Origin of the sequence: Streptomyces sp. NPDC018031 (assembly GCF_044327625.1) — a bacterium.
Taxonomy (GTDB): Bacteria; Actinomycetota; Actinomycetes; order Streptomycetales; family Streptomycetaceae; genus Streptomyces.
This window is the reverse complement of record NZ_JBIRFT010000048.1, coordinates 1-4,908: the sequence shown is the minus strand read 5'-3', so window position 1 is coordinate 4,908 and position 4,908 is coordinate 1. Positions and strand designations below refer to the sequence as shown.

General features: G+C 74.5%; 2 protein-coding genes. Both read right to left on the bottom strand.

Going from position 1 to position 4,908, the window contains the following annotated elements; genetic code table 11:
* Positions 1-1,862, bottom strand: a 1,862-nt coding sequence (locus ACH4B3_RS34110; protein WP_398469655.1) for a type I polyketide synthase, incomplete at its 3' end; no start/stop codon positions are given.
* A 187-nt stretch (positions 1,863-2,049) separates the two neighbouring features.
* Positions 2,050-4,908: SDR family NAD(P)-dependent oxidoreductase (locus tag ACH4B3_RS34105; protein WP_398469653.1), on the bottom strand; the 2,859-nt coding region annotated here is incomplete at its 5' end.

Sequence of the window (4,908 nt, the reverse complement as noted above, 5' to 3'; positions counted from 1 at the left end):
ACGAACGGCTCCAACGCCCGCCCGCACCGCTCCATCGACTCCGCGAACACCGGCACCGAAGCCATCAACTCCCGCGCCATCCCCACCCACTGCGCACCCTGACCCGGGAACACGAACACCGCCTTGCCGCTCTGCTGGGCGGTGCCGGTGGCCACCGAGGGGGCCGCCTCGCCGCGGCCGACGGCGTCGAGTCCGGCGAGGAGTTCCTCGCGGGTGCCGGCGACCACCACGGCACGGTGCTCCAGCGCGGCCCGGGTACGCACCAGGGCCGCGGCGACGTCCAGCGGCGCCTGGTCGGGCCGGCCGGCCAGGTGGGAGCGGAGGCGTTCGGCCTGGGCGCGCAGCGCGCGCTCGCTCTTGCCGGACAGCGCCCACGGCACCACGCCCGCGGTGGCGGCGGCCGGGCGGATGTCCGCCGCCGGCCCGGCCACCCCGTCCACCGGCTCCTGCTCCTGCTCCTGCTCCGGCGTCTCTTCCGGTGCCTGCTCCAGGATCACGTGCGCGTTGGTCCCGCTGATGCCGAACGACGAGACACCGGCCCGCCACGGCTCGTCCTTCTCCGGCCACGGCCGCGCCTCGGTCAGCAACGACACCGCACCCGCCGACCAGTCGATGTGCGGCGACGGCTCGTCGGCGTGCAGCGTCTTCGGCAGCACCCCGTTCCGCAACGACATGACCGCCTTGATGACACCGGCGACACCGGCGGCCGCCTGGGCGTGACCGATGTTGGACTTGAACGACCCCAGCCACAGCGGCCGGTCGGCGGGCCGCCCCTGCCCGTAGGTGGCCATCAGGGCCTGCGCCTCGATCGGGTCGCCCAGCGTGGTGCCGGTGCCGTGCGCCTCCACCGCGTCCACCTGGCCCGCGTTGAGCTTGGCGTTGATCAGCGCCTGCCGGATCACGCGCTCCTGCGCGGGCCCGCTGGGGGCGCTGAGGCCGTTGCTGGCCCCGTCCTGGTTGATCGCCGAGCCGCGGACCACGGCGAGGACCCGGTGCCCGTTCTTCCGCGCGTCCGACAGCCGCTCCACCAGCAGCACACCGACGCCCTCGGCGAGGCCGAGGCCGTCGGCCGACGCGCCGAACGCCTTGCAGCGGCCGTCCCGGGACATGCCCCGCTGGCGGCTGAAGGCGATGAACCCACCGGGGCTGGAGAGCACCGCGACACCGCCGACCAGTGCCATCGAGCAGTCGCCCTGGCGCAGCGCCGTGCAGGCCAGGTGGAGGGCGACCAGGGACGAGGAGCAGGCGGTGTCGAGGGTGACGGCCGGGCCTTCGAGGCCGAAGGTGTAGGCGATGCGGCCGGAGACCACACTGGCGTTGGAGCCGGTCAGCAGGTGGCCTTCGAGGCCCTGGGGGGCGCTGGAGAGGTCGGTGAAGTAGTCCGGCCGGTTGGAGCCGATGAAGGTGCCGATGCGGCGGCCGCGGACGCTGACCGGGTCGATGCCGCCGCGTTCGAACGCCTCCCACGAGGTCTCCAGCAGCAGCCGCTGCTGCGGGTCCATCGCGACGGCCTCACGCGGCGAGATGCCGAACACGTCGGGGTCGAACTGTGCCGCTTCGTAGAGGAATCCGCCGTCCCTGACGTAGCTCTTGCCCGGCGCGTCCGGGTCCGGGTCGTACAGACCCTCCAGGTCCCAGCCCCGGTCGGTGGGGAACCCCGCGACGGCGTCGGTGCCCTCGTCGACCATCTGCCACAGGTCCTCGGGCGAGGCCACGCCGCCGGGGAAGCGGCAGGCCATGGAGACGATGGCGATCGGCTCCCCGGCGGCCTCCTCCACCCCGCGCAGACGCTGCTTGGTCTCGTGCAGATCGGCCGTTACCCACTTGAGGTAGTCGCGGAGCGTTTCTTCTTTGCTTGCCATGGGGTTCCCCTACGGAGATCAGTCAGGAAAGTGGGTAAGTCGGGGTGCTCCGCCGTGTGCTCCGGGGCCGCCGCGCGGGGAGCGCGCGGGGCCGCGCCCGGCCCGCCGCCCGGTGGTGTGGCCGGGGGCGGGCGCGGGGCCGGGAGGGGCGGAGTCGCGGGAGGCGGTCCGGGCCGCTAGCCGGTGCTCACGACCGGCCCAGCTCCTCACGGATGAACGCGAACATCTCGTCGTCGGAGGCGGATTCGAGCCGGTCGGCGACGGATTCGTCGCCGGCGCCGCCGTCGCTGACCGTGACCTGGCTGCCGGTCCACTGGGCGAGGAGTGCCTGGAGCCGTTCGGTGATGGCGGCCCGGCCCAGGTCGTCCACGTCCAGGTCGGTGAGCGCGGCGGCCATCCGGTCGATGTCGGTGTGCACCGACTCGGCGGTGGCGGCCGTCTCCTGCAGCAGCTCCGCGCGCAACAGGCCGACCAGGGCGTTGGGGGTGGGGTGGTCGAAGGCGAGCGTGGCGGGCAGTTTCAGACCGGTGGCCCGGCCCAGCCGGTTGCGCAGTTCCACCGAGGTGAGCGAGTCGAAGCCCAGGTCCCGGAACGGGTGCCCCGGCTTGACCTCGTCGGTGGTGGGGTGACCGAGCACGGCGGCGGCGTGGCTGCGCACCAGGTCGAGCAGGATCCGGTCGCGCTCCTCGGCGGGCAGCGGGGCGAGCCGCTGCCGCAGTTCCGCCGCCCCGGCCTCGTCCGCCGGGTCCTCGGCGGCGGCCTCCCGCAGCTGCCGCATGACCCGGGTCGCCTCGGGCAGTGCGTCCAGCAGCCGTGTGGGGCGGGCCATGGTGAACAGCGAGACGAACTGCTCCCAGTCGATGTTGGCGAGGGCGACGAAGGTGTCGTCGTTGTCCAGCGACTGCTTCAGCGCGGCGATGCCCAGGTCGGGTTCGAGGAACGGCAGGCCCTGGGCCTGGGCGCGTTCGCTGATGGCCATCCGCTCGGCCGCGTAGCTCTCCTTGATGTCCACCGGACGCCACACGCCCCAGGCCATGGAGGTCGCGGTCAGCCCGCGGGCGCGGCGCTGGTAGGCCATGGCGTCCAGGTGGGCGTTGGCGGCGGCGTACGCGCCGTGGTAGCCGCTGCCCCAGAAGGCGGCGATGGAGGAGTACAGCACGAAGGCGTCCAGGGTGTCCCGGTCGAAGATCCGGTCCAGGTGCTCGGCGCCCTCGACCTTCGCGGCGAACGCCGCGGCGAAGTCGGCGGGGGTGGCGCTGTCCAGCGGGCCGAGGTCGATGTGGGCGGCGGTGTGCACCACTGCCCGGATCGGCGGGCCCTCGGCCTCGACCCGGTTCACCAGGGCGGCGAGTTCGTCGTGGTCGGCGATGTCGCAGCCGGCGATGGTGACCTTGGCGCCGAGGGCGGTGAGCTCGGCTTCCAGCTCCGCGGCGCCGGGGGCCTCGGGGCCCCGGCGGCTGGTGAGGACCAGGTGCTCGGCGCCGTTGCGTGCGCACCAGCGGGCCAGCAGGGTGCCGAGGGCGCCGGTGCCCCCGGTGATCAGCACGGTGCCGCGGGGCGTCCACGGGCGGGCCGGAGTGCCGCCGCCGAGCCGGTCGCGCACCATACGGCGGCCGAGCGCGCCGGCGCGGCGCACGGCGATCTGGTCCTCGCCGTCCGTTCCGGCGAGCGCCGCGACCAGGCGGGTGAGCGCCGCGTCGTCGGCGTCCGGGGGCAGGTCGACCAGACCGCCCCACAGCGCCGCCTGCTCCAGCGCGGCGACCCGGCCCAGGCCCCAGATCTGGGCCTGGATGCGGCCGGGGCGCGGATCGGTGTCGTCCACCGCGACGGCACCCTGGGTGACGCACCACAGCGGTGCCGTGAGGCCGGCGTCGCCGAGCGCCTGGAGCAGGGCGAGGGAGCCCATCACCCCGGCGGAGAGGGACGGGTGGTCGGGGTGCGGCGAGGTGTCGTCCAGCGGCCACAGGCAGAGCACCCCGGCGGGTGCCTCGCCGTCGCCGACGGTCTCGCGGATCCGGGCGAGCAGGGTGGCGCGGTCGGCGTCCGCCGCGTCCACGTCGAGCCGGATCAGGCCGGCCCCGTGGGTCTCGAGGGCGTGCAGCGCGCCCCGGACGGCCGGGTCGTCGGCGCCCGAGGTGGGCACCACGGCCAGCCAGTTGCCGGTCAGGGTGGGGGCGACGGGGTCCGGCACCGGGTGCCAGGCCACGGTGTAGCGCCAGGAGTCGACCTCGGACCGCTCCTGGCTCCGCCGCCGCCAGCCGGACAGGGCGGGCAGCACGGACCGCAGCGGCTGTTCCGGGTCGACCTGGAGGGTTTCCGCGATGCGGTCCAGGTTCTCCCCCTCCACGGCCGCCCAGAAGGAGGCTTCGGCGGCGTCCCGGGGGGCGGCGGCACCGGCCGTGGTGTCGTCGCCGGGCTCCATCCAGTACCGCTGGTGCTGGAACGCGTAGGTGGGCAGTTCCACGGTGTGCGCGCCCTCGGTGACCGGTGACCAGTCCACCGCGACGCCGCCCGCGAACGCCTCGGCCAGCGAGGTGAGGAAGCGGCGGGGCCCGCCCTCGTCGCGGCGGAGCGAGCCGACTGCGGTGATCTCGGTGCCGGTGCTCTCCGCGGTCTCGCCGATCGCCATGGTCAGCACCGGGTGGGCGCTGGACTCGACGAAGACGCTGTAGCCGTGGTCGAGGAGGGTGCGGGTGGTGCGCTCGAACTCGACGGTCTGCCGCAGGTTGCGGACCCAGTACCCGGCGTCCAGCCCGGCGGTGTCCACCGGCTCCGCCTCCACCGTGGAGTAGAACGGCACCCGCGAGGAGACCGGGGTGATCCCGTCCAGGACCCGCAGCAACTCCTCCCGCACCGACTCCACCTGCGGGGAATGCGAGGCATAGTCCACCGGGATCCGACGCGCACGGATACCGTCCGCCTCACAGGCGGCCACCAGCTCCTCCAGCGCCGCCGGCTCCCCCGCCACCACCGTGGACGACGCACCATTGACCGCCGCCACCGACACCCGCCCCGCAAAGGCCTCGATGCGCTCCTGCGCATCCGC